The organism is Butyrivibrio sp. AE3009, from assembly GCF_000420845.1.
GTDB lineage: Bacteria > Bacillota > Clostridia > Lachnospirales > Lachnospiraceae > Butyrivibrio.
This window is the reverse complement of the sequence record NZ_ATVS01000019.1, coordinates 52,250-79,084: the sequence shown is the minus strand read 5'-3', so window position 1 is coordinate 79,084 and position 26,835 is coordinate 52,250. Positions and strand designations below refer to the sequence as shown.

At 45.6% G+C, this 26,835-nt stretch carries 21 protein-coding genes; 2 read left to right on the top strand and 19 right to left on the bottom strand.

Going from position 1 to position 26,835, the window contains the following annotated elements:
* Together G588_RS20000 and G588_RS0111205 are read right to left on the bottom strand one after the other, a co-directional pair.
* On the bottom strand, positions 1-716 hold a 716-nt coding region (locus G588_RS20000; protein ID WP_155830787.1), incomplete at its 3' end, for a DUF4332 domain-containing protein.
* Between the two features lie 390 nt (positions 717-1,106).
* A complete protein-coding gene (locus G588_RS0111205) occupies positions 1,107-2,216 on the bottom strand; it encodes an ABC transporter ATP-binding protein (RefSeq protein WP_022778831.1) in 1,110 nt (369 codons plus the stop codon).
* 1,012 nt (positions 2,217-3,228) lie between these two features.
* Here G588_RS0111205 and G588_RS0111200 point away from each other — a divergent pair.
* Positions 3,229-3,525 carry a hypothetical protein gene (locus G588_RS0111200; RefSeq protein WP_022778830.1) on the top strand — a complete coding sequence of 99 codons (297 nt, stop codon included), beginning with the start codon at positions 3,229-3,231 and terminating at the stop codon, positions 3,523-3,525.
* Positions 3,526-4,100: 575 nt separating this feature from the next.
* Here the strand turns inward: G588_RS0111200 and G588_RS19995 are convergent.
* From G588_RS19995 to bglS, 9 genes are all read right to left on the bottom strand, one after another.
* Positions 4,101-4,904, bottom strand: a complete 804-nt coding sequence (locus tag G588_RS19995) for a YesL family protein (protein ID WP_022778829.1) — start codon at positions 4,902-4,904, stop codon at positions 4,101-4,103.
* Between the two features lie 30 nt (positions 4,905-4,934).
* Positions 4,935-5,408, bottom strand: coding sequence for a GNAT family N-acetyltransferase (locus G588_RS0111190; protein ID WP_022778828.1), 474 nt, complete (start codon positions 5,406-5,408; stop codon positions 4,935-4,937).
* Positions 5,409-5,421: 13 nt separating this feature from the next.
* Complete coding sequence (locus G588_RS0111185; protein WP_022778827.1) at positions 5,422-6,372, bottom strand: alpha/beta fold hydrolase; 951 nt, start codon at positions 6,370-6,372, stop codon at positions 5,422-5,424.
* An 89-nt stretch (positions 6,373-6,461) separates the two neighbouring features.
* A complete protein-coding gene (gene metG, locus G588_RS0111180; protein WP_022778826.1) occupies positions 6,462-8,498 on the bottom strand; it encodes a methionine--tRNA ligase in 2,037 nt (678 codons plus the stop codon).
* Between the two features lie 91 nt (positions 8,499-8,589).
* Positions 8,590-9,465, bottom strand: a complete 876-nt coding sequence (locus G588_RS0111175; protein ID WP_022778825.1) for a methionyl aminopeptidase — start codon at positions 9,463-9,465, stop codon at positions 8,590-8,592.
* Positions 9,466-9,725: 260 nt separating this feature from the next.
* Entirely contained in the window at positions 9,726-11,267 is a 1,542-nt protein-coding gene (locus G588_RS19990; protein ID WP_022778824.1) for a bifunctional metallophosphatase/5'-nucleotidase, read from the bottom strand.
* A gap of 147 nt (positions 11,268-11,414) precedes the next feature.
* Positions 11,415-14,972, bottom strand: a complete 3,558-nt coding sequence (locus G588_RS0111165; RefSeq protein WP_022778823.1) for a leucine-rich repeat domain-containing protein — start codon at positions 14,970-14,972, stop codon at positions 11,415-11,417.
* Positions 14,973-15,089: 117 nt separating this feature from the next.
* Positions 15,090-16,331: a glycoside hydrolase family 43 protein gene (locus G588_RS19985; RefSeq protein WP_242830362.1), complete on the bottom strand. Its 1,242-nt coding sequence runs from the start codon at positions 16,329-16,331 to the stop codon at positions 15,090-15,092.
* 205 nt (positions 16,332-16,536) lie between these two features.
* Positions 16,537-17,844, bottom strand: a complete 1,308-nt coding sequence (gene bglS / locus G588_RS23380) for a beta-glucanase (protein WP_022778821.1) — start codon at positions 17,842-17,844, stop codon at positions 16,537-16,539.
* Between the two features lie 246 nt (positions 17,845-18,090).
* Between bglS and G588_RS0111150 the strand changes: the two genes are divergently transcribed.
* Positions 18,091-19,029, top strand: a complete 939-nt coding sequence (locus G588_RS0111150) for a hypothetical protein (protein WP_022778820.1) — start codon at positions 18,091-18,093, stop codon at positions 19,027-19,029.
* Positions 19,030-19,063: 34 nt separating this feature from the next.
* Here G588_RS0111150 and rpe read toward each other — a convergent pair whose 3' ends face one another.
* The 8 genes from rpe to G588_RS0111110 all read right to left on the bottom strand — a co-directional run bounded on the left by rpe (position 19,064) and on the right by G588_RS0111110 (position 26,830).
* The gene (gene rpe, locus G588_RS0111145; RefSeq protein WP_022778819.1) at positions 19,064-19,717 is read right to left on the bottom strand and encodes a ribulose-phosphate 3-epimerase; all 654 of its coding nucleotides are present in this window, start codon (positions 19,715-19,717) and stop codon (positions 19,064-19,066) included.
* Positions 19,717-20,658, bottom strand: coding sequence for a transketolase family protein (locus G588_RS0111140; protein ID WP_022778818.1), 942 nt, complete (start codon positions 20,656-20,658; stop codon positions 19,717-19,719). The genes rpe and G588_RS0111140 overlap by 1 nt, the downstream gene beginning before the upstream one ends.
* 14 nt (positions 20,659-20,672) lie before the next feature.
* Positions 20,673-21,503: a transketolase gene (locus G588_RS0111135; protein ID WP_026668733.1), complete on the bottom strand. Its 831-nt coding sequence runs from the start codon at positions 21,501-21,503 to the stop codon at positions 20,673-20,675.
* A gap of 224 nt (positions 21,504-21,727) precedes the next feature.
* On the bottom strand, positions 21,728-22,423 hold the full coding sequence (locus G588_RS0111130; protein ID WP_022778816.1) for an L-ribulose-5-phosphate 4-epimerase: 696 nt from the start codon (positions 22,421-22,423) through the stop codon (positions 21,728-21,730).
* A 330-nt stretch (positions 22,424-22,753) separates the two neighbouring features.
* A complete protein-coding gene (locus G588_RS0111125; RefSeq protein ID WP_022778815.1) occupies positions 22,754-24,349 on the bottom strand; it encodes a xylulokinase in 1,596 nt (531 codons plus the stop codon).
* Between the two features lie 25 nt (positions 24,350-24,374).
* Positions 24,375-25,451: a GntR family transcriptional regulator gene (locus G588_RS0111120; RefSeq protein WP_022778814.1), complete on the bottom strand. Its 1,077-nt coding sequence runs from the start codon at positions 25,449-25,451 to the stop codon at positions 24,375-24,377.
* Positions 25,452-25,571: 120 nt separating this feature from the next.
* Entirely contained in the window at positions 25,572-26,387 is an 816-nt protein-coding gene (locus G588_RS0111115) for a DNA-3-methyladenine glycosylase family protein (RefSeq protein ID WP_022778813.1), read from the bottom strand.
* Positions 26,384-26,830, bottom strand: coding sequence for a restriction endonuclease (locus G588_RS0111110; RefSeq protein WP_022778812.1), 447 nt, complete (start codon positions 26,828-26,830; stop codon positions 26,384-26,386). The genes G588_RS0111115 and G588_RS0111110 overlap by 4 nt, the downstream gene beginning before the upstream one ends.
* Positions 26,831-26,835: the final 5 nt, after the last annotated feature.

Genomic DNA, 26,835 nt, shown 5'->3' with positions numbered 1-26,835 from the left:
TTTCCACTGTTATTACTGCTATCATGGGTACCGCTATTAATACCACTTCCTCCGCCCGTCATTCCCGGGTGATCTACTCTTCCCGTGGGCCTGGTTCTGTTTCCGCCATCATCGCTATCACTGCCGGTGCTGCCATCGCTTGGTGTCATCTTGAAGGATGTGGTGCTTTCCCACTTATACCCTTCCGGTAGTTCAATCTGGAAAACATCATCTCCACTTGTAAATGTCATTGTTCCGTTAAAACTATCCGCTTCAACCTTTATCCCCTTGGTGTTTCCTCCTGCATACAGCTGCTTAGGCTCAGGATCAGCATCATCAAACTCAAGCGAAGAAGTCATCTTCTCTGCCTCGTTCATCATCTCATCCAATGAAGCCTCATCATACTTATACTCAGGATGTGCATTTGACACCGCCTTGACCGCTCTTTTCGCGTAGCCATAATCAACCTCAGCCAGATCACTCACACTGCGAATTCCCGCAGCAACCAAAATAAATGCCTGGTCCCCCGTCATTCCCTGAACTCTCAGCATATCCGCCTGCTTCACCCACAGATCCACATATCTCCTGTCAACACCCAGCTTATCCGCAATTACCTTCCTCTCCCCCGGCGTCTTCCCCACCTCCAACAACTTATCCGCCGTCGCAATACTACACAGCTGCGAAAGACTTCCTATCTGAGACGAATTTAACCCTTTGATTGATGATAATGATGCCATCGTATACCCCCTATTTATCAAACAAACATTGACGATATAACAACATTTTATTATATTTTCAGAAATTAATCATCAAATGCAATTATTAATCGTCAAATCTATTTGGCCATCGGTAATATTCTCTAATATCACAACAATTATGACAAATACCCTTTTTGCCTTCTTTCACTTCTCCCATCTCTTTCACTTCTCCCACCATTTAGCCAACCACCATCCTCATTCAACTTTTCTCCCCCTCTCACCAAACGTCGCCCCAGACGCATCACCAACTCAATACTCATTTCCAGCCCTGCATTTTTATCAGCTCTTTTTATGATATAGGAATTTCGGAGATATTTCCTATATCACAAAAAAGAGCCGTGCAAAATGCACGGCTCCGGGAAATCAATATTAGTTGGTGATGGTCTTCTCTGTCTCTTTGTCGAATACGTGGATCTTCTCAACATCGAACGCAAACTTAACCTTATCGCCAGGTCTAGCTGTTGTTCTTGAATCAACTCTAGCTGTGATAGGGAACTCAGCAAGATCAAAGTACAGATAAACTTCTGCACCGAGAAGCTCGTATACGTTGATTGTTGACTCGAATACAGCCTTAGATGTGCTAACAACCATCTCTGAATCATCAACATCCTCAGGTCTGATACCGAATACAACCTTCTTGCCAGCGTAGCCACCCTCGATAAGCTTCTTAGCCTTTGCAGGAGGAAGCTCGATTGACTGACCAGCGATCTTAAGGAATGCCTTGTCGCCCTGAACTTCGCAATCAGCATCAAGGAAGTTCATCTGAGGTGATCCCATGAATCCAGCAACGAAGAGGTTGCCCGGCTTGTCATAGAGGTTCTGAGGTGTGTCAACCTGCTGAACAACACCGTCCTTCATAACTACGATTCTTGTACCAAGAGTCATAGCCTCTGTCTGGTCATGTGTAACGTAGATGATTGTTGTGCCAAGTCTCTGGTGAAGCTTAGCGATCTCAGTTCTCATCTGTACACGGAGCTTTGCATCAAGGTTTGAAAGAGGCTCGTCCATAAGGAATACCTTAGGGTTACGAACGATAGCACGTCCCATAGCAACACGCTGTCTCTGTCCACCTGAAAGAGCCTTAGGCTTACGATCAAGGAGCTTCTCAAGATCAAGGATCTTAGCTGCCTCTCTAACCATCTTGTCGATCTCAGCCTTAGGAACTTTACGAAGCTTAAGTCCGAAAGCCATGTTATCATATACTGTCATATGAGGATACAGAGCGTAGTTCTGGAATACCATCGCGATATCTCTGTCCTTAGGCTCAACGTCATTAACTACTCTGTCACCAATCTTAAGAGTACCTGAAGAGATATCCTCAAGACCTGCGATCATACGAAGGGTTGTGGACTTACCACATCCTGAAGGTCCTACGAAAATGATAAACTCTTTATCCTCGATGTTGAGGTTGAAGTCCTTAACAGCCTCAAAACCGTTAGGATAAACTTTAGTAACATGCTCAAGTGATAAACTTGCCATACCTTTTAATCCTCCTAAATTTACATAGCATAATTGCCATTCAACAATAAAAGTATATCTTCAACGTTTTTTATTTACTATTCACTATTTTCACAAATATTTAACTTTTCATTAGCAATTCTGCCAAAGAAAAAAGCCCTTTTTCCCCCTCTCCAAAATAATGCCGAATAATTTTTTTTAACACTGTGCAATTTGTATATTGAATATCTCCAATTTGGTTAGTTTTGGTTTCCCGGACGTCCCTTTTGGGGATTTTAGAGAGTCACAGTGGAGTGATAGAAATATTCGCCCCTCGCTCGCTTAGATTGCATGGCCCTTGCTTCTACTCTCCATAATCTACGGCTCAAAACTCCGCCCGGTGAGTGATTAAAGTTTATGACAGCTTCCAAGGCTTGGTTCTTCCGGGGGAAGCATACAAAATGCTTGTTTTCGTGCGCCTTGTGATTATCTAAGACTCGATGCCAAAGGAATGCCTCCTACTCATGCCTATTCGTGAACAGTCGTCATTCCTTCGTCCTCTCGTCTTGATAATCATCGCGTCGTACAAGAACTGCACATTTTGTATGCTTTCCCCGGCAGAGCCAAGCCCCGAAAGCTGGCGAAGACTGTGAACATCGCAGGTGCCGGGCGTCAGACAATGAGCCGTGGACAGATTATGAAGGGTATCTTCAAGGGCTCATGAATCTTAGCGCTCTCTCACAGGCGAATATTTCTATCCCTCCACTGTGCCTCCGCCAAGTCTATCGAAAGGGACTGTGTATGGTAACTCAAATCAATTCCAAATGTTGGTCTATATATTCAAAACCTAATGCAAATATGCACAGTGTCTGGGAGGCTGCAATCCACGTTTGCTTAGGTTACTTAATAGTTGCCCCGATACATAAATTGCAGATTTAGGAAAATAGCCGAGTGTTTTCTGGCTTATGAGTTGTATATTTGGATGAATATTTGAAATAGAATGGGGTAATAACGCGAAAAAATAAAGTAAAAAACATAGTGGGGAATTTAAGTTATGGATAATGAGAAGAAAGAAGTACTTATTGGGATTGATGTTTTTCTGTGGATAATAGCTTTTATTCCGGGAGTTGTTTATGTAACTGAGCTGATTCATGCCTACCGAGATGGTGTAAATATAGCAGGTTTTTTCAGTGATAATGCAGTTACATATTATGGCTGGGAAGGTGTCAAAGCTGAGATTGACCTTATTCTCTGGTTAGGAGCTTCCCGGTTTTATCTCTGGCTTGCGCTATTGATCATAGCCACAATCTATACAATATTCCTTGTATACAAACTTAAGACTAACAAATAACCCAATATGCTCTCCGCATATATTCAAGTCACCATTCAAACATACCCTGCATTCTGAATACTACAGTCCTTTTTTGTTTTCGCGATTGAAGCCTCCCCCGTAAGCTACCGGTAGAGTAAGCTGATTACTCCTCCATTTTTTGTGGCATCGAGGGTCAGCAACTTGCGAGGAGGAAAGGTAGCACGCAGAAGGATGGCAGAAATAGTCGCCTCTGAGAGAGCGCATAGATTCATGAGCCCGGTCAGAAGGTCACGGGTAATCTGTCCACGGCTCATTGTCTGACGCCCGGTGCTTCCGATGTTCTAAGTCTTCGCCGGCTTCCGGAGTTTGGAACTTTCGGCGGAAACATAGAAAAATGTGCAGTTCTTGTACCGCCGGAAGTTCCAAGCTCCGGAAGCTGTCACAAACTTTAACCATATCCCGGGCGGAGTTTTTGAGCCGTAGATTAGACGGGGCCTGATGAGCGGACCATGCAATCTAAGCGAACGAGGGGCGACTATTTCTGCCATCCTTCTGTGGGATGCCTTTCCTCCCGCAAGTTCCGTCCGGGTATCCACACAAAAAAACACGGTAGATTACTCTACCGTGCTGTCCTCATCAATTTTGGAGATTGCTCTATTAAGTTCTTCCTCTTCGGAGATTTCTTCTTCCTTTGGCTCGAAACGCTTGAAGGTATTATTGTAGAGAAGCGCCTCCAGATATGCAGGACCTGCTATGCCGATAAGGATCATAACAGGAACAGCTCTAAGATCAAAGAAGTACAGAACCACAATCGGAATAGCTGTTGCAAATGCCATAAGAACTGTCTTGGGCAGCGCAAGTACTGCCATAAGGAATGAGTTCTTGATTGTTCCCGGAACTGTATTTACAAACTTGGACAAGAGCGGGAAGGTATACAGCGATGCCATATACAGAATAAGTGCAAAGGCAAGCACAATATAACCGTAAATCGTGCCATTTCCCAGCATAATGAGAAAATCAAGGAACAAAATACCGGCGATACCAAACTTGATTACCTGAAGAACAGTGGCCTGCTTGAAGTTTTCCTTAAATGACTTGAAGAAGGATTTGACAATATAGCTGTCCTCATCTCTTACCATCTTGAGAAGCACGTAGTGCATTCCCGTGCAGGCAGCGCCAAGCGGTATAGAGCATACGATTCCGCCAAGCCAGGCGGCAATGATCATTCCCGTATAGGCCTTGAGCTCTATAATATCCGTGGCATTCATAAGCGCCTCATATACCGGATACAGCATCAGTACCTGTTCAAATACAAGGGGAAGAGCGAACAGAATTGTCAGTAGATTAAGAATCATGATATCCGCGATTCTTGTGAGTGCTCGCATAAGCGGGCTGTCGAGATCAAATAACTTACCCATAAAACCGTAAAACCTTTTACTTTCTAAAAATTATTTCCTTTTGTATCTATGTAAATCCAGCTGCATCGGCGTAAATCTGATGCCATCTGCCACTGTCTCCACACCCAGGTCATAGAAGCCCTTGCGGTGATAGAATCCCACCGCATAAGGCGAAGCATTAACAGTCATCTGTTCAAAGCCCTCTTCATTAGCCACATAATATCCGGCAAAATGTATAAGGGCACTGGCCACGCCGTTATGATGGTAATCCGCATCTACAAATAACAGAGAAATATGCTTTCTCTCTCTGAGGGAAAGCATACCTACACACTTATCCGCATCAATTGCCACAAAGAGCTGGTAGTTACCCGCCAGAAACATTTTCCTTAAAGTATCATCTGTGACAAACTTGCGGAAATTCTCTATTCCTTCCTGAGAATAGTCGGGGGCATCGAATCTTACGAAGGTATCCCAGGCAAGCTTCATAGCCCCGTCCCAGTCAGAATGGTAAGCAAATCTTACCATTATTTTTGAAGTGTCAACCTTTTGCAACTTTGTCTGCTACTTTCTTAATCCACTCATACTGATCGGCAAATACTTTTTCTCTGCCGATTTCCTGCTGAAGCTCATGACGCATACCATCATACATCTTGATCTCAACATTTTTCAGCTGAAGGGTATTTTTATAAATATATAAAAGCTTCTCAGGGCCCTCTCCGTAGTTACCTACAGGATCCTCTTTACCTGCTGTGATAAGGATAGGAAGTTCTTTAGGAATATCCTCCATAAGCTCCACATTCTGAACTCTGGTAAGGAGTGTCGCCATGGTCTTGAATCCGTTCAGAGTAAATACGAAGTTACAGAACGGATCTGCAATGTACTTGTCAACGCTCTTCTCATTATGAGAAAGCCAGTCCTGCTTGGTTCTGGCATTTGGAATCTTCTTGAGATATCCCTTGAAAGCCATATTATTGACCATATTTGAACGGGTCTTCTCTCCAAGGAAGAAGCTAAGGAAGCTGCACAAACTGCCCATTGACTTAACTGTTCCGGTGGGTGCAAAAGCTGTGCCCTGAATAATGGCACCTGCGATACCTGTTCCGTATCTTGTTATGTACTCTCTGGCAACAAAAGAGCCAAAGCTGTGTCCCAGGATAAATACCGGAATTCCGGGATACTCTTCCTGAACCATCTTCTTAAGCCTGTGAGCATCACGCACTAGAACGGTTGCGGCGTCATCCTTACAGAAATATCCTTTGGTACCGTGTTCGCCGATGGAACCGCCGTGTCCCAGATGGTCATTACCCATAACCAGGATGTTCTTCTCAGCCAAAAAGCGTGCGAACTCATCATAGCGGTCAATGTACTCCTGCATTCCGTGAATGATCTGAAGAATAGCAATGGGCTGTCCCTCAGGAATCCACTTGATTGCATGGATCATGGTCTGTCTGTCTCTTGATTTGTAAGTCACTTCCTCTTTGCGTACCATAACAGGAATCCCTCCACATATAATTTTAGGTTATATATTTATAATACCACAATTAAATGAGCGCTATACAAACAAATCTTTTATTACTATCAGCAGATCTCAGCTCCTGATGGCATAGGCTTCTCGGGAGTCATGAGGGCAAGGTTGCCTTCAGCATCCTCAGCGCACAGAAGCATTCCCTCAGAAAGAACTCCTGCAAGCTTGGCGGGCTTAAGGTTAACAAGAACCATTACCTTCTTACCAACCATCTCCTCAGGTGTGTAATATTTTCTGATTCCGGAAACAATCTGCTTAACCTGGCTTCCGATCTTAACCTGTGAGCAAAGAAGCTTCTTGGACTTCTCAACTGCCTCGCAGGCGATGATCTCACCTACCTGGAACTGCATCTTGCCAAAATCGTCATACTCAATCTCTTCCTTGGCAGGAATATCGATAACTGCCGCATCATCAGCCTTATCCTCTGCCTTAGCGGGTGCGGGACCAAGTCCTGCCTTATAGAGGTTCTCAGCTGCGATAGCCTGCGATTTCTCGAAGTCTTCCTTCTGCTTTCTTGTGATCTCTGCTGCCTTTTCAAGAACGTCCTTTAAGTCCTTACGGGCAAAAAGCATCTCGGGTGTCTCCACAACCTTGGTTCCGTTTGCATATACACCGAACTTATCAAGGCTGTCGAAGTCTCTCTCGGGAGAATTGAGCTGCTGTCTGATCTTCTCTGCAGTCTCGGGCATAAAAGGATCAAGGAGAGCCGCACCTATTGAGATTGACTCTACGAGGTTGTACAGAACTGTAGAAAGTCTGTCCTTCTTTGCCTCGTCCTTACCAAGAACCCAGGGCTCTGTCTCGTCGATATACTTATTGCATCTCTTGAAAAGAGTGAATATCTCTGTGAGAGCATCGGCTACGCGAAGCTCATCCATTTTTTTCTCAACCTTGTCATAACAGCCGGTTACAACTGCCTTAAGGTCTGCATCAACGTCCTCAGCTACGCCCTTGTCAGCAAGAACACCTCCGAGATACTTGTTGCTCATTGCGATGGTACGGTTAACCAGGTTGCCCAGTGTGTTGGCAAGATCTGAATTGAAACGCTCAACCATCAGCTCCCAGGTGATAACACCGTCGTTGTCAAAAGGCATCTCGTGAAGAACGAAGTATCTTACGGGATCAACGCCAAAGAGGCTAACAAGATCATCTGCGTAGATAACGTTGCCCTTGGACTTACTCATCTTCTCGCCGCCCTGAAGGAGCCAGGGATGTCCGAATACCTGCTTCGGAAGGGGCTCGCCGAGGGCCATAAGGAAGATAGGCCAGTAAATAGTATGGAAACGGATAATATCCTTACCGATAAGGTGAAGGTCTGCAGGCCAGTACTTCTTGTACTGCTCTGTGCTGTTACCGTCCGCATCATAGCCGATACCGGTTATGTAGTTGGTGAGAGCATCAAGCCATACGTAAACTACGTGCTTGTCGTCGAAATCAACAGGAATTCCCCACTTGAAGGAGGTTCTGGATACGCACAGATCCTGAAGTCCGGGAAGCAGGAAGTTGTTCATCATCTCGTTCTTACGTGCAACGGGCTGAATGAACTCGGGATGAGTGTTGATGTGCTCGATAAGCCTGTCGGCATATTTGCTCATCTTGAAGAAGTAAGCTTCCTCCTCAGCGGGATGAACAGGGCCGCCGCACTCAGGGCACTTGCCGTCAACGAGCTGAGACTCTGTGTAAAAAGCCTCGCACTCTGTACAGTACATTCCCTTGTAAGATCCCTTGTAAATATCGCCCTGGTCATAGAACTTTTTGAAGATCTTCTGAACCTGCTTAACATGGTCATCATCTGTGGTTCTGATGAATCTGTCATAGGATGTGTCCATAAGGTTCCACAGTCCCTTGATCGTATCTGATACCTGGTCTACGAATTCCTTGGGAGATGCGCAGCCGGCCTCGATAGCTCTTGTCTCGATCTTCTGTCCGTGCTCATCTGAGCCTGTCTGGAAGTGAACATCGTAGCCGTCTTTTCTCTTATATCTTGCAATAGCATCTGCCAGCACGATCTCATAGCTGTTGCCTATATGAGGCTTACCTGAGGTATATGCGATGGCAGTTGTGATGTAGTATTTACCTTTATTCTGCATTTTTATATCCTTCCTAACTTTTTTCATATGGAAATTCCGCTAAAACGCTAATGCGTTTTCCGGAACAAAGTAGTACACCAGGTGATTACTTTTACCAGCAGAGTAATTCGTAGCCTGTCTCGGTGACAAGGATCTCTACTTCCCACTGTGCGGAAGGCATTCCATCCTGGGTGTATACGGTCCAGTCGTTCTCATCATCGATGAAGATCTCCTGCTTGCCCATATTTACCATAGGTTCGATGGTGAATACCATACCGGGAACCATCAGCATTCCTGTGCCTTTTTTGCTGACGTAGCTTACAAAAGGCTCCTCATGGAAAGCGTTGCCGCAGCCGTGGCCGCCGATTTCCCTGACTACTGTATATCCGTTTTTAAGTGCGTGCTGGTGAACAGCGTAGCCCATATCTCCGATGGGAGTCCAGGGAATAACTGCCTTAAGACCCACTTCAACGCACTCTTTTGTCACATCGACAAGTCTCTTCTTCTCGGGAGAAACATCACCGATGCAGAACATTCGTGATGAATCTGAGAAATATCCGTCGAGAATTGTGGAACAGTCTACGTTAATAATATCGCCATCCTTCAGGATGATGTCATCAGAAGGGATACCATGGCAAACTTCATCATTGATTGAGGTGCAAACACTCTTGGGAAAGCCCTCATAATTTAAGTCCGCTGGGGTGCCCCCCATCTTCCTGGTGACCTCGTTAACTATGTCGTCTATCTGCTGAGTCGACATGCCGGCTCTGATCTTGTCGCCGACCTCATCAAGAACAGCCATGTTGATAACGGCGCTCTTTTTGATGCCTTCAATATCCTTTTCGGTTTTGAATAATCCTCTGTCCGGGATCTTGATGCCCTGATGCTCGAAGCTGATGAGCTTGTCGTCAAAGGCAGCATGGCAGCTCTTGTACTTCTTGCCGCTGCCGCACCAGCAGGGATCGTTTCGCTCTAATCTCTTATACATTTTAAGACCTTCTTCATATAAAAATCGATAAAAACTCTACTATAGTATGCCTTCCCTCGCACAAATTGTCAAACCTTCTATCCCTGGAGAAGAAGTCTTTTGATGATACAGCTAGGAACATATAACCACCGTAAAAAAGCTTGTTTTCGTGCGCCTCCCACCCCGAGCCTGTGCTGTTTTTTGTTAGGAAGATAAGATATTGGGAAATAAAAAAGCCATGACCGCTGTGATTGAGGCCATGGCTCGGTATAAATGCTATATTATCTGATACAGGTGAATTTGCTATTGTGGATCTCGGGTACGGGGGTGTGTCTGCGGATAAAGTCGATGAGAAGATCCGGCATCTCGTCTGTTGTGCTGCGGATGGTCTTGCAATTTCCGATACACTGATAGCCGCCGGTTCCTGTGGCTCTGTAGTTGCTGGTTACGAGGGTGTAGGTCTCGGTATCTGACAGCTCTGTTCCGTCTATTTTACGAAGAGTCACAACCCTGTCTCCCACAGGTCTTCTAAGGTCAAAGGTGTACTCAAGGCCTGCGTAATAATCGTAGTTATAATGCTCAACCTTGGGCTGAAGGAAGATGTTTGAAACCTTAACTTCGCCGGTCTTAGCATTATAGTCAAAGTATTCTGCGCTTCTCTCAAGGGCCTGCTTCAGCACTGCCTTGGTAACTTCCTTAACTTCTATAGTATTGGCAAACTGGTAGATTCCCAGCACGTCTCTTACTGTAATATCCTTCTTAAGTCCAAGAGGATCGTTGGCCAAAGAAGTGCAGGAGAAGTCTGCTCCTGTTTTTTCCAGCTGAACCTGGTTAAAAATGGATGCAACCTTGCTGCCGCTAAGGGCTGTCTCAAGCTTTGGCTCGGGAGCAATGGCCTCTGCGAGGCTTCCGATTGGCTCGTCAAGCCAGGTCTGGACTTTATCGGTAAGTTCGTTCATGAAAGAATGCTCTTTTGCCAGCTCTTCATATCTCTCATCAGGCTCTTTTACAGAAACAAGACTTGATGTCACGCCAAGGCCCTCAGCCTTATTCACAGGAGTTTTTGCCTCAAGATAGCAGTATTTAAGCGCATTTGACGGAGGCTGAACGCCATAGGTCCCCTCTATGGTAACGCCCTCAACCGGAATATGCTGATGACCGGTGAGCAGAATGTCAAATCCCATCTCTCTCATGATCCTGCAGGCCTGATTCTCAGCGGTCTGAGACAGAAGTCTTCCTGTCTGTAAGTCCTCCTCAAAGCCTCCATGATAGATGCAGACTGTGATGTCGCATTTATCCTTAAGGTACTCATACTGCTCTTTTATCGCAGGAAGAGGCTCGGAAACAGTGATCTTCTCAAGGTGCTCTTTTGCCTCCCAAACATTGACAAATCCTGTAACTGCAGCGGTTATACCTACTCTTGTTCCATCTTCCAGGGTGTGGATCACATTCTTTTTGATATCCAGCTCTCCCCCAAGGTCTGTCACGTTGCAGCTGATAAGCTGAGCCTTCATATACTTGGCATAATCAGCAATTGCTTCGTATCCGAAGTTGAAGTCATGATTGCCCAGAGTATAGTAATCCAGCCCCATGGCATTAAATCCCTCAGCCATCGGATTGAAGTCATACTCATCCTTGTGCTCAAGATAATATGACAGAAGCGGCGTTCCCTGCAGGGAATCTCCTCCATCAAGCACCAGCGTATTGCCGTCCTTCTCTATCTGCGACGCCAGGCAAAATAGCCCCGATTTCTCAGCCTTGTCCTTCGCATAATTTATCGGAAACAAATGTCCGTGTGTATCAGATGTAAAAATTATTCTCATTCCTGTACCTCTTAACAGTGCCTGTCACTTTAGCCTGCCATAGTGCCTGTCACTTTAGTAAAGTAAAATAAATGCTCATGCGAAGAGTCTCCTCCCCACATGAGCACTTTATTATAGTTTACCATCTAAATTTCGTCAATGGAAACTCTAGTAACGTCTTGTCTTCATTGGCGTTATGTTAAATGCAGCAGTCACAGTTCCGCCGTAATTGCCCTTGCCTTTGAGGGTTATTGTAGCTTTTCCTGCTCTAACATTATTAGTGCATCCAACAATTTCATAGTCATCATCGTCAAGTACTGTTTTACCAAGCGTTACTCTTATACTCTTTTTGTCAGGAACCACTGCTATTGAAGTATAAGCTTGATCCTTAATGGTTACCTTGGCGTAATCTATGAGTTTATCCATGATTCTGAAAGTAACAGTAGTCTCGCCGGTGTAATTGGAAAGGCCCTTAATGGTGCAATTCACAACAGTCCCTGACTGAAGGCAATCCTTCTTATCAACAGGGTCACCTGCATTTCTTTTGACCTTTTCATCCTTCTGAATGACTACGCAATCCTTGGCATAGCTATAGGTGATATCCTTGGCAATATCCTTGCCGACCCTCAGCTTGTTTCCGCGGTCATCCATGATTCTCAGATCAGACGGTTTGATGTAGGCGCTCTTTCTGAAAGCTATATCCTTAGCAGTTACTTCTGAGCTGCCAAGATCATTTGCAGTTATTTCAAAGGTCCCGGTAATAGTTCCGATATAATTACCCTTTCCTTTGATCACAATCTTGCCTGTGCCCGGCTTCTTGTTTCCTGAGAGCTTAACGGAATAATCCTTTCCTTCAACAAGTCTATATCTGCCATCAACAAGCTTAACCTCGGGCTCAGCGCCTTTATAGCTGTATCTTACATTTTCCTGAATATCAATAGTATCGAGCTTTGTAATGTAAGGTTTTGTAATCTTAAAGGGAATCGTCACCTCTCCGGAAAAACCGTTTACACCCTTGATCACCAGCTTGGCAGTACCTATCTTCACGTTATTGATATACTCATAGGTATACTTACAGTCAGGATATTCCGGATAGTCGGGATCAGCCATTCCGGCTTCAAATTCATATCTTGGCATCCCCTGAAGGACCTTGCCGTCATAAGATACAGTCAGATTCTTCTGGATTCGACTCTGTCCTGTATACGCCAGGTCTTCCACTCCGGAGATTTCTGCGTCCTTGATTGATGTGCCCACAATATTGTAGTGGACAACCTTCACACCGCAATAGGTGTTTGTATCAACCGGGTACAAATATAGCGTACCTATACCGGTATTGATACAGTTGCCTAACTCGTAATAGTAATCTCCTTCCTCCCATCCATAAAACTCGTCATCCACATAACATTTCAATACTTTTTTACCGTATTTTACAAGAAGCCTGGGAATTTCCGCTTCTCCTGTATATGTACAGTCCTCCAAGACCTTTACGCTGCACTTGCTGAAGTCCTTCAGCTTACTTATGGTCACTGAACACGTCATAGTTCCGGCAAAATTGCCCTTACCTTCAATCACAACATCATAATCTCCCGGTGCCTTGAAAGCATCCGGATCATACTCATAAGCATCCGGATCATACTCATCGTACTTTTTATCGGTATGCGGATAGGTCAGCGTGTAATCCCTGCCTTCCTTCAAGGTGTATTCACCATCTTTGGATTTAAGCTTAAGCACAGGCTTGGGTTTCTGAACCTTACCATTGTATTTAAGAACCGGACACGTCTTTGCAAAATATACATTGGTCTTATCAGGATCGTCAGAAAGCACTGCCCGATTGATAAAATACAGCTGGCCGATTGTGCCTGAATAATCGCCCTGAAGCTTAACCGCAAAAGAATGAAGTCCGGCATTTATAATGTTATGATTGTCCACAGTATAATCTCTTCCGTAAGCGAGCTCTTCTTCGTCCAAAAACACCTTAAGATCCGGGAATGTGACGGGAAAACCGGTAAACTCAACGCTGGACTTATAGCCATAACAGGTCACAACTCCGGGCTCTCTCCAGACAGCGACAAGTGTTGTATCTTCATATAACGGTGTCCTGAAGTCAAACTCCTTGCCGGGAGCGTTTTTGTCCTCCCAACGCACGAAGATTTTGCCATCACACTTAGGACTTGCCGGCATTACAGCTGTTTTGCCGCCGGGAATGATCTGATAGGGAACGACAGCGTCACATCCGGTATCAAACATAACTCTGCAGTCAGCTGTCTCAAGTCTTGCATACAGATCGACATCATCCTTAATCTCTGTTTCAAAGTTCCATCTGGTTTCTACGCACTGATTATAAGCATCTGAGTACCAGCCATACAGCTTGTCTCCCTCTTTGAGCACAAGCTCAGGAGCAACAAGCACGCTCTCAGTTGTGTATATCTGCTCAATAACATTTCCGTAGGGGTCATGGAAATGCGCCTTCAAAATGCTCTTATAAGCCTCAAACTGTACTTCCCTTCCTGTCCATTCGGTATAATCACCGTTTACAACTTCCTCCCACTTGTGGTATTCAACAGGATAGCGTATTACAAGTTCCCTGCCTGTGGGGCCTGCACCAAAGTGTAAAAACACATCCTTACCCAATGTCTCAGGAACATCTCCTCTAAAGGCCACTTTATAAGCCTTCGCATTGTAAAAAGCCCTGTCTCCTATGTATTCCAATCCAACCGGAAATGTCAGCTCTGCCTGACTTAACTTAACATCCTTAAAAGCCTCACTTCCGATCTTCTTCAAAGAATCAGAAAATGTAATCCCGGAAATCTTACATCCGGAAAAAGCTGAATCATCAATTACTTCTGTTCCATTAAACTCTATACCATTCTTGAAAGGCGCACCGGCAAAAGCATATTTTCCAATATATCTTATAGTCTTGGGAAAAACGACTTCATTGTTTGCATATGTGCTAAGAGAGCAGTTGGCAAAAGCACAGTCCCCAACACTATCCATAACCTCAGGCAGTTTCACGTACCTAAGATCCGTACCATAAAATGCATGATTACCTACTCTCTTCACAGTACTTGGCAGCTTAATTGCCGGACTATGTATCACATGACCGCGAATTGCCATACAGAAGGCATAATCTCCGATGCTGGTAATTCCCTCTTCAAAGGTAATCTCAGAAACATTCGTCCACTCACTGGCCCATGGCGCAAGATTATCCTTAGAATAATCATACATCTCGCCGCTGCCGGAGATCTTCATGATCACTTTTTTGCTTGTAAACTCATGGCCGCCATTAACCTCAGTAGTATAATGATTCATCACCTGATACTGAAGGTTATCTCCACACTTTCCTTCCAGGAACACTTCATCCCTGGTTGTAACCTCTCCCTGAAAAGCAGCATCGTCAATGTCTTCATCGTCTGTTAATTCTGAATCTGTCTCATCGTCGGCTTCTTCTGTTTCTGACTCCTCTAATTCAACATCTTCGAATTCAGTCTCTTCTGTCTCAGTCTCTTCTGTCTCAGTCTCTTCTGTCTCAGTTTCTTCTAATTGTACTTCTTCGATTTCTACTGCTTCTTCCTCTTTAGCAGTTTCATCTATTGCAAAATCTTCGCATTCAAAAAGCGCAGCCCCGTCCTCACAGGCATATACCTGCTCAGGCAGACAAACTGCGCTCTCAGCCGCCAAAAAAGCGGATAATAATATTGGTGTTATTCTGGATACCACTTTTCCCATACTTACGTCCTCCCATGATACTTCAAATATCGATATTTTAGCACCACGGTAAGCGTATATACAAGCGGATTAACCGCCTCATTCATGAATAATCTGTGAATTCTAATGGGTTTTACATCAATCTATTCTGCTGACTCCGCTGCATTTGGGAATCACATCAATTGTGCCGTCCTCATTGTAGTTAAACTCAGCAACGCACACACTTCTGTGGAAAAGGCTTCCTCCGGGCAGATCTCCTGTGTGGTAAAAGAGATAGGAATGTCCCTTGAAATCGCAGATTCCCGGATGGTTAGTAAATACGCCATCCTTCTCATCCATTAGAACTCCCCCATAAACCCATGGGCCTGTGGGGCCTTCCGAAGTGGAATAAGCAAGGTGCTCCATATTTTTGCCCTCGCCGAAGGCAGCATATACCATATAGTAGAGACCGTCCCTTTTGTAGAACCAAGGGCCCTCGCCATAGGAAGTGCCTGTGTCATGACTTCCTTTTGCAAAAGATTCCTCTGTCATGGGAACCTTAACGATGCCCACTTCTTTGTCATAAGAGATCATGTTTTCATTAAGAAGAACATATCTAAGCTCAGGATTGCCGAAGTACAGATAAGCCCGCCCGTCATCATCGATAAATACAGTGGGATCTATGTCGTTCCAATCACCCTCATCAACAAGCGGATGTCCCAGATCCCTGAAAGGACCTGCGGGGCTGTCCGAAATACCTACTGCAATGGCCATTCCACCGTTTCTCTTGTGCACTGGACAGTACAGATAGAACTTGCCGTTTCTCTCAATGCACTGGGGCGCCCAGGCTCTGTCATCCGCCCAGCCGATATCATCCAGTGAAAAAATGCAGCCGTGGTCCTCCCAGTTCACCATATCCTTGGTGGAAAAACATCTCCAATCCTTCATGGTGTAAAAATCATTGACCAGCTCATCCTCATCATGAGTTGTATAAAGATAAAGCGTATCTCCATACACCATAGGCGCCGGATCTGCCGTGTAGATGTTCCTTACTATCGGATTCTCATGAAAATTCTTCTCTTCATTCTTTACTTCTGCCATTTTAGTCTCTTCCCCTCTTTCCTTACTTGCGCTATCTCCGGATTCTTCTGTACTGGATTCCTGCGTAGATTCCACCACCTCTGATCCCTCTGTTGTATCCTCTGATGCTGTATCCTCTGATGCATTCTCCTCTGCTACAGATTCATCCACCCTGGCTTCCTCAACACCGGCTTCTCCTACTGAAGTATCCGGTTCCTGACTGCTGCCTGCCTCATTCCCGGTGACGCATCCCAGCATCCCCACCATCAACATCGCCGCCAGCAGCCCTGAAAGAATCCACCTCTTGCTCCTATCACTCATATCTTTAATTCCTTTATAAAAACCTTATCTTTTCACATCATATTCTGATTTCCTCCACGAATCCACCGCCATTTTGCTGAAAGTCCGCTACATCTTGCTCTTCTTGATTGCCGCCTTCTGATTAACAAGATGACATTTCTTCGGCGGCCATATACTTCCTACGGGCTGCTGATTTTGTCCCGCATATAGTTTTTCGGCTTAATAATTAATTTGCGATATCGATCCACCAGCGCTCGTAGTTGGATGATACATCCTTGTACTGCTCGATGTTCGCATTGGCACTGTTGCTGCCATATGCGATATTGAGGCACTTGCCGCTCTTGTGGTTGATGATCTTGTAGGTATTATTGGCTGCAGCATAAATTTCCCACTTCTGGCTATCGTCGCCGTAATAATCCCACTGATATACATTAGCTCCATCCCAGGAAGCTGAATCCTGCACCGACAGGGCCTTGCCCGTGGAGGCATTCTTAATAATGTAGTAATTGCCCTCTTTTACAAAATACCATTTCTGGTTGGCATTGCCTCTGTAATAATACTGAAGTACGTTGGTTCCGTTGTCTCTTCTGTTGCCCTGAACATCCATTGCCATAGAGCTTGCGAAGTTCACGATCTTGTATGCCTTGGATGAATCGAACATAGCTCCGGAATTGGTATTTCCCGAATTGTTGTTTCCGGAATTGTTATTACCTGAATTATTGTTACCTGAGTTATTGTTGCCGGAGTTATTATTTCCGGAGTTATTATTTCCGGAATTCTTATTTCCGGAATTGCTGCCACCGCCTGTACTTGCATCATAGGATGCCCAGTCATAATAAGCCGTTATCCCGGTTCTTCCGTTGTAAGCCTCAAGCCAGTCATCAACACCGGTTCCATTCCAGGCATTCATCATTATCTTGCCCGGTGTGGTGGGAATATCCCTTGTTGCCGTATAAACGGCCTTACCGTCAACGTACCAGGTTATGCTGCCCTGTCTCCAGTCAAATCCATAAGTGTGGAAACTCTGGGAAGCATCAAACCCAAGATTGTACAGGTACTCGTGGTTGCCCTGTCCGTTGGTATAGTAGTTGAACTGCACCTTCGTAGTGTCTTTTCCCAGGAACTCGATATCGATCTCGTCCCATTTTGTCCCATCACTTGGACCTGTGTAGGTAAAAAAGGATGAAACAACGCCGGGATTCTTGATAGGCTTCATGTTAACCTGGAACAGTCCGTAGCCGTAATAATTCTTGGTGCGGTACTCGCCTGCTGTGTAACCCTGCCAGTTCCGGTCGATGGTGATTGCCATCTGACCATTCCTGAATGCAATGTTGTTCGGTGAAAATGTGCAATTGAACATTCCTCCGTTGCTCCAGGTTGCCATGTCAAATTTGCTGCTGTCGTGATAATCCAGCGCCATTCCGTCGTGTGTGCCACCCCAAGCACTCGCGGCAGATGCATTGACAGCTCCCCCAATAAGAGTTCCCAATGCCAAAACAGTTCCCAATACAAGTGACATAATTTTTCTTCTCATACAAAACACCTCCTTATCCACAATAATAGCTACAGAAATATTACAAATATATTAAAATCTTGTAAAAAATGTCAGAATATTGCGAATATTTAAATGACTCTTCGTCTTAATTCCTCTTTTTCGCCATTTGCCGCAGCTCATTTTGCCGAATAAAGGCTACATCGCATCCTTGGCGATTGCTATACTTTTAAATCATATGTAGATGTATTGACGGTCTGACGTCACAGCCGTCGCAAGGAGGACTGTATGAAAAAAAGAAAACTGTTGCTGATACCGCTTCTTACTCTGGCATTACTCACCGGCTGCGGCGATTCATATCATGAAGCCCCGGCTATGGAATCCGAATCCGTAAGCGTCGCGCCCGGATCATCGGATAGTTTCTTCGTCGTAAGCGAATCCGCTTCCAAATCAACAGGCGGCGATTATTCATCCACCACCATCTCAGGTGACTTCGCAGATTATTCCTATAATTTTGCAGCAAATGGAAACACGACTAAGACCAAGCAGGACATGCTTGACTATTACGAATCTGTACAAAAGCTCGTTAATGAAAACGGCGGCTTCATTGAAAATGTTGATAACAAGTACAATGGATATGTGATCGATCCCGCCGATGACTATATTTCAGACTCAGAAAAAGAATATACTGCCACAGGTACTTTGTCTTTTACCGTTGAGATTCCCAACGACAAGATTCCCGTTATTACAGACAGTCTTGAGAATTTTTGCAAAGACAACCATTTCATTGTAACCACTTATTCTCAGAAGATAACTAACTATCAGGGTTATCAGATTGTCGATTCCTACGACCAGAGCTCCTACAACAGCAATGTCATCACTCAGAAAGAGCTTGATCGCACACTGAAATATGCCAGCCTTAGGGTCAACATAAGCTATAGCACCCGCCGCCCCTTCATTGCAAGACTGGGACTTGGCATCAAGCAGCTCTGGCTCAATTTTATCGATGGCATCGGCGAAGTTATTATGGTATTCATGGCCCTGGCAGTTGGATTTATCGTTCTGTTTGTTGAAGCAATCATCTTCTACAAGATCTGGAAGGGAATGATCTTCAGACACAGAAAAAAGAAACCTCAGTACTATCCCGCAAAGCATATTTACGTCGACAACGAAAATGCTTATACAGAAAATAACACCAAGGAATGCTCATGCGACAAATGCATATGAATAACTTAAAAAAGGTCCCCTAGGGGACCTCTTTTTATGCCATTATCTTGAGATATTCAGAAACAATCTCTGTAACATCGCCCTTGAATATACCGGAGCCGGAAACAATTACGTTGGCTCCGTCATCAAGAACTTCCTTGAGGTTGCTAAGATAAATACCACCATCAACTTCTATGTCGGTGGAAAGACCTCGCTCGTTAAGTATACCGCGAAGCTCCTTAACCTTCTCACCACAGTGAGGCATGAAAGCCTGTCCGCCAAAGCCGGGTTCCACTGTCATAACAAGGATCATCTCTACCTTATCAAGATAGGGAAGAAGCTCGGAAACAGGAGTTGCGGGCTTGATGGAGATTCCTGCCTTTTTGCCCAGGCTGTGGATCTTGTCGATAACTGCCTGTACATCAGAGGCGGCCTCTAAATGGAAGGTGATAATGTCGGAGCCTGCCTTGGCGAACTCCTCAATGTATCTGATGGGCTCCGTGATCATAAGGTGCACGTCAAATACCTTGTCTGTTACTTTGCGAAGCCCCTGAACAACATTCATACCATAGGAAATGGATGGCACAAATGTGCCATCCATAACATCGATATGAATATACTGAGCTCCCGCCTTGTCAGCTGCTGTGATCTGCTCACCGAGGTTAGCAACATCGGCAGCCAAAATTGAGGGACTTAAAATATTCATCATTATTTCAAAAATTCCTTTACTGATGTATAAACACCGTCTCCGTCGAGACCGTACTTCTTAACAAGAGCTGCTGCAGATCCGGACTCACCGAACTTATCCTGCATACCGATCTTCTTAACAAGTGTAGGGCACTCTTCTGCGAGAACATCACTTACTGCACTTCCGAGACCACCGATAACTGAGTGCTCCTCAACTGTAACAACCTTGCCGGTCTTCTTGGCTGTTGCTACAACAAGCTCTCTGTCGATAGGCTTGATTGTGCAGATGTTAACTACTTCTGCCTCGATGCCGTCAGCTGAGAGCTTCTCAGCTGCCTCAAGGGCTGCTCCGACACCGATACCTGTAGCTATAATACTAACATCTTTACCCTCTCTAAGTACAGTACCTTTTCCAATCTCAAACTTGTAATCAGGTCTGTCATTAACAACAGGGCAAGCTGCACGGCCGAATCTGATGTAAACAGGGCCTTCGTGCTCAGCTGCTGCTCTTACGCAGGCTCTTGCCTCGATGTCATCTGCAGGGCACATAACAACCATTCCGGGGATAGTGCGCATAAGTGCGATATCCTCGTTACACTGATGGCTGGCACCGTCCTCACCAACGGTGATTCCTGCGTGTGTTCCGCCGATCTTAACGTTGAGATGAGGGTATCCGATGGAGTTACGAACCTGCTCGAAAGCACGTCCTGTAGCAAACATAGCAAATGTGCTGACGAAAGGAATCTTACCTGTTGTAGCAAGTCCTGCTGCGATGCCCATCATGTTGCACTCTGCGATACCGCAGTCGATGTGGCGATCGGGAAACTCCTTCTTAAACCAACCTGTTCTTGTTGCTGCTGCAAGGTCTGCGTCAAGTACTACAACCTTGTCGTTAACCTTGGCAAGCTCTATAAGTTCTTTACCATAGCTGTCTCTGGTAGCAATTTTCTTAACTTCACTCATCGTCCTACCTCCTATCAAGCCAGTGACTCGCCGATCTTGTTAAGATCGTCCATAGCCTTAGCATACTCTTCGTCATTAGGTGCTACACCATGCCATGAAACCTGGCCTTCCATGAAGGAAACGCCCTTGCCCTTAAGTGAATGAGCGATAATGGCTGTAGGCTGACCCTTAGTCTCTCTTGCCTCCTTGAAGGCAGCTCTTAATGCATCGAAATCATGGGCATCAACATTTATAACATGGAAGTTGAATGCCTCAAACTTCTTGTCAATAGGATAAGGTGAGCAAACCTGATCAACAGGTCCGTCAATCTGAAGACCGTTGTTATCAACGATAACTACGAGGTTATCAAGCTTACGGAAGCCTGCGAACATAGCTGCCTCCCAAACCTGTCCCTCTTCGATCTCACCGTCGCCGAGAAGTGTGTAAGTTCTGTAATCCTTGCCGTCAAGCTTGGCTGAAAGAGCCATACCGCAGGCAACTGAGATTCCCTGTCCGAGAGAGCCGCTGCTCATATCAAGACCGGGAAGATACTGCATACTGGGATGTCCCTGAAGTCTGGAGCCAAGCTTACGAAGTGTGGTAAGCTCCTCAACAGGGAAGTATCCTCTCTGTGCCATTACTGAGTAAAGGCCGGGAGCTGTGTGTCCCTTGGAGAGTACGAAACGATCACGATCAGGGTTCTTAGGATCCTGAGGATCGATATTCATTTCTTCAAAATAAAGATAGGTGAAAATATCTGCTGCAGAAAGAGATCCGCCCGGATGTCCTGCGCCTGCTGCGTGAACCGCTGTAACAATGCCCTTGCGGACTTCATTGGCTGTTCTTTTTAATTCTAGATTGGTCATAGCCATACTTCCTTTCCCCTTTGTATTGAAAACTTTGTTAAACAAATCTCAAAACGCAATTACAATTTATCACATGAAAATGTATGCGTCTATAAGACAAATTGCTCAAGTTTTTACTTATGTTGCCATTGAAAATCTCGCTAAGTATACATGGTAGTTCTGATCTCGCTTACGCTCGCCAGAACAAAGTAGTACACTAAGCTCGAAAATACCTCGCTAAGTGATTACTTTTGACCGTAATAAGCATTAGCACCGTGCTTACGGAAATAGTGCTTGTCCTGAAGCTCCTGAGGTGCAGGCTGAACTCTGGGATTGATAACTTCGCATCTGTAGGCCATCTTGGCAACTTCCTCGGTTACAACAGCGTTGTGAACTGCCTCATGAGCATCTTTTCCCCAGGAGAATACGCCGTGGTTCTTGCAAAGAACTGCAGGAACAGCCACAGGATCTTTGCCCATGCGATTGAACTCGTTAACGATGAGGTGTCCTGTGTTCTCCTCATAAGCTGTCTCGATCTCGTCCTTGGTAAGACATCTTACACAAGGGATCTCGCCATAGAAATAGTCAGCGTGGGTTGTTCCGTAGCAGGGAATGCTTCTTCCTGCCTGGGCCCAGCTGGTAGCATAGGAGGAGTGGGTGTGAACTACGCCGCCCACCTCCTTGAAAGCCTTGTAGATCTCAACGTGTGTAGGTGTATCTGAGGATGGATTGAGCTTGCCCTCCACCTTTTTGCCGTTAAGGTCCATAACAACCATGTCATCGGGAGTCATGGTCTCGTAGTCAACGCCGCTGGGCTTGATTACGAAGAGGCCGCTCTCTCTGTCGATGGCACTTACATTGCCCCAGGTGAAGGTAACAAGACCGTACTTGGGAAGCAGAATATTTGCTTCATATACTTTTTTCTTTAATTCTTCTAACATCGTTATGCTCCTTATTACGATATGCTAAATCTCTCTTTTTTGCCTAAAGCATATGAGCGCTGCCCGTTAGAATGTTTTAATATGCCTATGATCAGAAAAATTACCGATATCTAAAGCAATTTCACCTGCACATACATATGAAAGCCTTTTTTTCATATTCTTTCGTATGTATTTCTGCCAGTTTGTATTATAGAATTGACGATTAATGCATATTAAATATTTCCATATAAGCATTTCATATGCCGAGGTATCTATTTGGCTTAGTTTTGTTCTTGTTTACGCTCGTCAGAACCAAGCAATACTCCGGATTCGAAGAACCTCTCCCTGCAATTACTTAAGGTTCTCCACTGCTGCTCTCTCTACAGCCAGGCCTGCGTTGTAATCCTTCATAAACTCATCGAATCCCTTAACATCCTCAGCTACAGGCTCAAAGGTCTCAACCTTGCCGCCTACGAATACCTTGTTGTTAAGGTAGTTCTCAAGGGTCTCGCCCTCAGCCTTCTGGCACATGTAACCTGCAAGGATTGCCTGTCCCCAAGGGCCGCCCTCTCCTGCTGTCTCCATGAGCTTGATAGGTGTGTCGAGAGCTGCTGCCATTACTCTGTCACCAACGCCTCTTACCTTAAAGAAGCCGCCCTGACCAAAGAAGAAGTCAGCCTTAACGTTCTCTTCCTTCATAAGGATGTCGTTACCGGCCTTAAGCGCTCCGAGAGCTGTGTAAAGGTGACATCTCATGAAGTTGGAAAGGTTAAACTTGTCATCAGGTCTTCTTACAAAGAGAGGTCTTCCCTCGTTGAAGCCTGTGATGCTCTCGCCTGAGAAATAGTTATATGCAAGAAGTCCGCCGCAATCTGCGTCGCCTTCCATTGCTTTGCGATAAAGTGTTCCGTACAGTGTATCGTCATCCACATCCTGTCCGATGGCACCTGCGAATTCTCTGAAAAGTCCAACCCAGGCATTCAGATCAGATGTGCAGTTGTTGCAGTGAACCATGGCAACTTCCTCGCCGCTTGGTGTTGTTACAAGGTCAAGCTCAGGATATGCCTTGGAAAGGCTGTGCTCAAGAACAACCATGGAAAATACTGAAGTTCCTGCTGAGATATTACCTGTTCTTACGCCAACTGAATTGGTGGCAACCATTCCTGTGCCAGCATCTCCCTCGGGAGGACACACAGGGATTCCTGCCTGAAGTGTTCCTGTGGGATCAAGCTTCTTAGCGCCTTCTGCTGTAAGAGTACCTGCCTTCTCACCTGCGGGAAGTGACTTGGGAAGTACTTCTCTGATCTTCCAGCTGATATTCTCTTTTGCAAGAAGCTCGTCGAACTGATCAAGCATCTTCTCGTTGTAATCGCAGGTTGCTGAATCAATAGGGAACATTCCGGAAGCATCGCCTACGCCCAGAACCTTCTCCCCTGTGAGCTGCCAGTGAATGTAACCTGCAAGAGTTGTGAAGAAATCTACCTTGGAGATATGCTCTTCCTTATTAAGGATTGCCTGATAGAGGTGAGCAATGCTCCATCTCTGAGGGATGTGATAGCCAAAGAGTTCGGTTAACTTGTCTGAAGCCTCTTCTGTAATGGTGTTTCTCCAGGTTCTGAAGGGAACAAGAAGCTCTCCCTCCTTGTCAAAAGCCATGTAGCCATGCATCATAGCTGAGAAGCCCATAGCGCCTACAGTTGTAAGCTTTTCCCCATACTGCTTCTCAACATCCTCTGCCAGCTTCTTGTAGCAGTCCTGAAGACCTGTCCAGATGTCCTCCAGAGTGTAGGTCCAGATTCCGTCCTGAAGTCTGTTCTCCCAGCCATGTGAGCCGGAAGCGATAGGTGTGTACTTCTCATCTGTAAGTACTGCCTTGATTCTTGTGGAACCGAACTCGATTCCGAGAAATGTCTTTCCCTGTGCAATTAGTGTTTTTACGTCTCCCATTCTTTTTTCCTCCGTTTGTTTATCATTAACGTCTGCTGATTGATTCCCTGATTATCACGTCCTCGGCAAATTCGTAGGTGGCATTAAAGTATGCGTTGCCGCCGTGAATAAGACGTATCATGTTCTGCGCTGCCTTCTCCCCAAGAAGCTCCTTGGGATGTGGAATTGAAGATATCGGAACTCCCACGGTACCGGTCTTGGCAAGATCCGAATCATCCATGCCAACCACCGACATGTCCTCCGGTAGCTGTAGTCCTGCCTCAGACAGTACCTGCATCAGAAGCCCCGCCACCTGATCATTGTAGCAAAAAACAGCCGTACAGTCCCTGAGCCTCTCCTGAACCCTCATAAGGGCTCTTGGTCCATCCTTGATGTCTATGGTGTCAATCCAGTTCACATGGTCATAGGTAAAAGAGAGCCCGTACTCAGTCATAGCCTTGAGATACCCGCGGTATCTCTCTCTTCCCTGGCCATCGTCCAGCTTGAGAACGCATCCTATATTCTTATGTCCCGCCTCGATTAGAGCCTTCACCGCTCTGTAGGCGCATTCCTCGTCGTCTATTGAGACGTGGGGAATATCAAGTTCCGGGTAAAAAGTGTTTATGAAAAGAAGCTTAACTCCTCTGTCCGTCAGCTTCTTGTACAGATCCAGGTTAGGATTGGGAAGAGCGCTCTTAACCGGTTCCATGATGACTCCGGCTATATCCGTTCGCCCCGAGAGATCAGAGAGGATCTGACGCTCCTTGGTGGCAGTGTTGTTGGTAAACGACAGCTGCATGGAGTAGCCCTTCTGACTTAGAGTATTCTCGATTCCTCTGATGGTGCTGGGAAAAATGTAATCGTCCACATAAGTTGTAACAACAGCCACCACGGTTCTCTCACCCTCGCCCGCATGAAGATCCGCAACATAAGTGCCGCTTCCTCTCATGCTCTCAAGAAGGCCTTCCTTGGAAAGCTGTGAAATGGCATGTCTTACCGTCTGGCGGCTAAGTCCAAACTGCTCACACAGCTCATTCTCCGAGGGAATTCTGTCCCCGGGCTTGAGGCTGCCGTTGTCTATATTCTGATTTATCCAATCAATAACCTGCTGATATTTTGCCACGATTCGCTCCCTCTCACGCATTTAATCATAAGACCGGAGGGGGAGATGTGCAATGATAAAAGTGTACAATTATGAGAAGTTGTATATGTACAAGTTGATGGGGAATAAGGGAAGCCATCCTTACATAGTAGTTCTGGAGTAGAAGAACAGATACTGCTGCATTATCCCATTATACGGCTTATACTTCTCAAACCTAAATCCATCCGCATACTCCTGCTCCAGCACCCTATTGATCCACACATCCCTGGGAAATGCATCAAGTCTGTGATACCCAAACAGTATCTCGCAGTTGGCAACCTTAACTCCCACGCCAAAGAGCTCCAACAGTCTCTCCATCAGTCCGGCGTCATCAAGATTCTTCCAGCTGTCCAGATTCACATAGCCGCTGGCAACATCCTGAGCGGCTTTCATAACATATTTATCTCTGTAGCCAAGACTGCAGGCAGTCAGATCCTCCATGGAAAGAGCTGCAATCTCCGCTGCTGTGGGAAATGCGTACAGCACTTCACCTTCGGGAGTTCTGCCTGCTTCACGGCCCACCTTGGCACAGAGCTTCTCGATGGAAGCCTTAATTGCAGGAATGTTCTTCCTCTGGGAAATAATAAAGGAGATCAGCATCTCCCAGGGATCCTGCTTGAGTATTCTAATTCCTTTACCATACTCTGCAGCAGCAAAAAGATAGGGATCTTCCTCAGGATCTATTCTTCCCCGCAGTTCACTGTAATTAAGCCCCAGGTCAAAATACTCCTTCCAGAAGTTCTCATATTCTTCTTCACCGCAACTAAGGTCGTACTCATTCTCCCCTACCTGCTTTATAAAAAGATACTTATCCCCCGCCATGACAGTGTAACCCTCGCCACAGGCATTGAAGCGGAAACACTGGCCGCTGTCGGCAATCTTTAATAAATCAAAATCGTCCGAAATTGTTACTCTCATTTATCCTTCTCCATACTATCCAAATACCCCCTATCCCACAGCATCACATTCAATCTCGTCGCCATCTCCACCGCGGGCTGGGTAAAATACTGATTCGTCATCACAACTCCCACCATCCTGCCGTAAAAGTCTTTTCCTGCGTACACCTCCTGGACTGCTTTTACGCCGATGGGCTTGTCGTAGCACTTGCACTGCACGGCGTAGGTGATCCCGTCTTTTTCCGCAAGGATGTCTGCGCCGAAGTCGCCGCTTCCCTTGGTCACCTCCGCCTCCACAAAGCCGTTGGCCTTCAAGAGGTCTGCGCAGTAATATTCAAAATCATGCCCCTCCATCTCATCCATGGGAAGTGGCTTATTTCTTTTTCTCTTAATTATCCAAAACAAAAGGGCCGCCAGTAGCACTATGCCCATTCCGATAAAAAGAAATGTAATCTGTCCTGCCATCTGAC

What these genes read in the sequence shown, in the direction of transcription:
- bglS (WP_022778821.1), bottom strand. Translation starts at nt 17,844, where the DNA reads ATGAGAAGAAAAATTATGTCACTTGTATTGGGAACTGTTTTGGCATTG.
- G588_RS19990 (WP_022778824.1), bottom strand. Translation starts at nt 11,267, where the DNA reads ATGAGAATAATTTTTACATCTGATACACACGGACATTTGTTTCCGATA.
- G588_RS0111135 (WP_026668733.1), bottom strand. Translation starts at nt 21,503, where the DNA reads ATGACCAATCTAGAATTAAAAAGAACAGCCAATGAAGTCCGCAAGGGC.
- G588_RS0111185 (WP_022778827.1), bottom strand. Translation starts at nt 6,372, where the DNA reads ATGGTACGCAAAGAGGAAGTGACTTACAAATCAAGAGACAGACAGACC.
- G588_RS0111200 (WP_022778830.1), top strand. Translation starts at nt 3,229, where the DNA reads ATGGATAATGAGAAGAAAGAAGTACTTATTGGGATTGATGTTTTTCTG.
- G588_RS0111140 (WP_022778818.1), bottom strand. Translation starts at nt 20,658, where the DNA reads ATGAGTGAAGTTAAGAAAATTGCTACCAGAGACAGCTATGGTAAAGAA.
- metG (WP_022778826.1), bottom strand. Translation starts at nt 8,498, where the DNA reads ATGCAGAATAAAGGTAAATACTACATCACAACTGCCATCGCATATACC.
- G588_RS0111125 (WP_022778815.1), bottom strand. Translation starts at nt 24,349, where the DNA reads ATGGGAGACGTAAAAACACTAATTGCACAGGGAAAGACATTTCTCGGA.
- G588_RS0111175 (WP_022778825.1), bottom strand. Translation starts at nt 9,465, where the DNA reads ATGTATAAGAGATTAGAGCGAAACGATCCCTGCTGGTGCGGCAGCGGC.
- G588_RS0111205 (WP_022778831.1), bottom strand. Translation starts at nt 2,216, where the DNA reads ATGGCAAGTTTATCACTTGAGCATGTTACTAAAGTTTATCCTAACGGT.
- G588_RS0111190 (WP_022778828.1), bottom strand. Translation starts at nt 5,408, where the DNA reads ATGGTAAGATTTGCTTACCATTCTGACTGGGACGGGGCTATGAAGCTT.
- rpe (WP_022778819.1), bottom strand. Translation starts at nt 19,717, where the DNA reads ATGATGAATATTTTAAGTCCCTCAATTTTGGCTGCCGATGTTGCTAAC.
- G588_RS0111165 (WP_022778823.1), bottom strand. Translation starts at nt 14,972, where the DNA reads ATGGGAAAAGTGGTATCCAGAATAACACCAATATTATTATCCGCTTTT.
- G588_RS0111130 (WP_022778816.1), bottom strand. Translation starts at nt 22,423, where the DNA reads ATGTTAGAAGAATTAAAGAAAAAAGTATATGAAGCAAATATTCTGCTT.
- G588_RS0111150 (WP_022778820.1), top strand. Translation starts at nt 18,091, where the DNA reads ATGAAAAAAAGAAAACTGTTGCTGATACCGCTTCTTACTCTGGCATTA.
- G588_RS19995 (WP_022778829.1), bottom strand. Translation starts at nt 4,904, where the DNA reads ATGGGTAAGTTATTTGATCTCGACAGCCCGCTTATGCGAGCACTCACA.
- G588_RS0111110 (WP_022778812.1), bottom strand. Translation starts at nt 26,830, where the DNA reads ATGGCAGGACAGATTACATTTCTTTTTATCGGAATGGGCATAGTGCTA.
- G588_RS0111115 (WP_022778813.1), bottom strand. Translation starts at nt 26,387, where the DNA reads ATGAGAGTAACAATTTCGGACGATTTTGATTTATTAAAGATTGCCGAC.
- G588_RS19985 (WP_242830362.1), bottom strand. Translation starts at nt 16,331, where the DNA reads ATGAGTGATAGGAGCAAGAGGTGGATTCTTTCAGGGCTGCTGGCGGCG.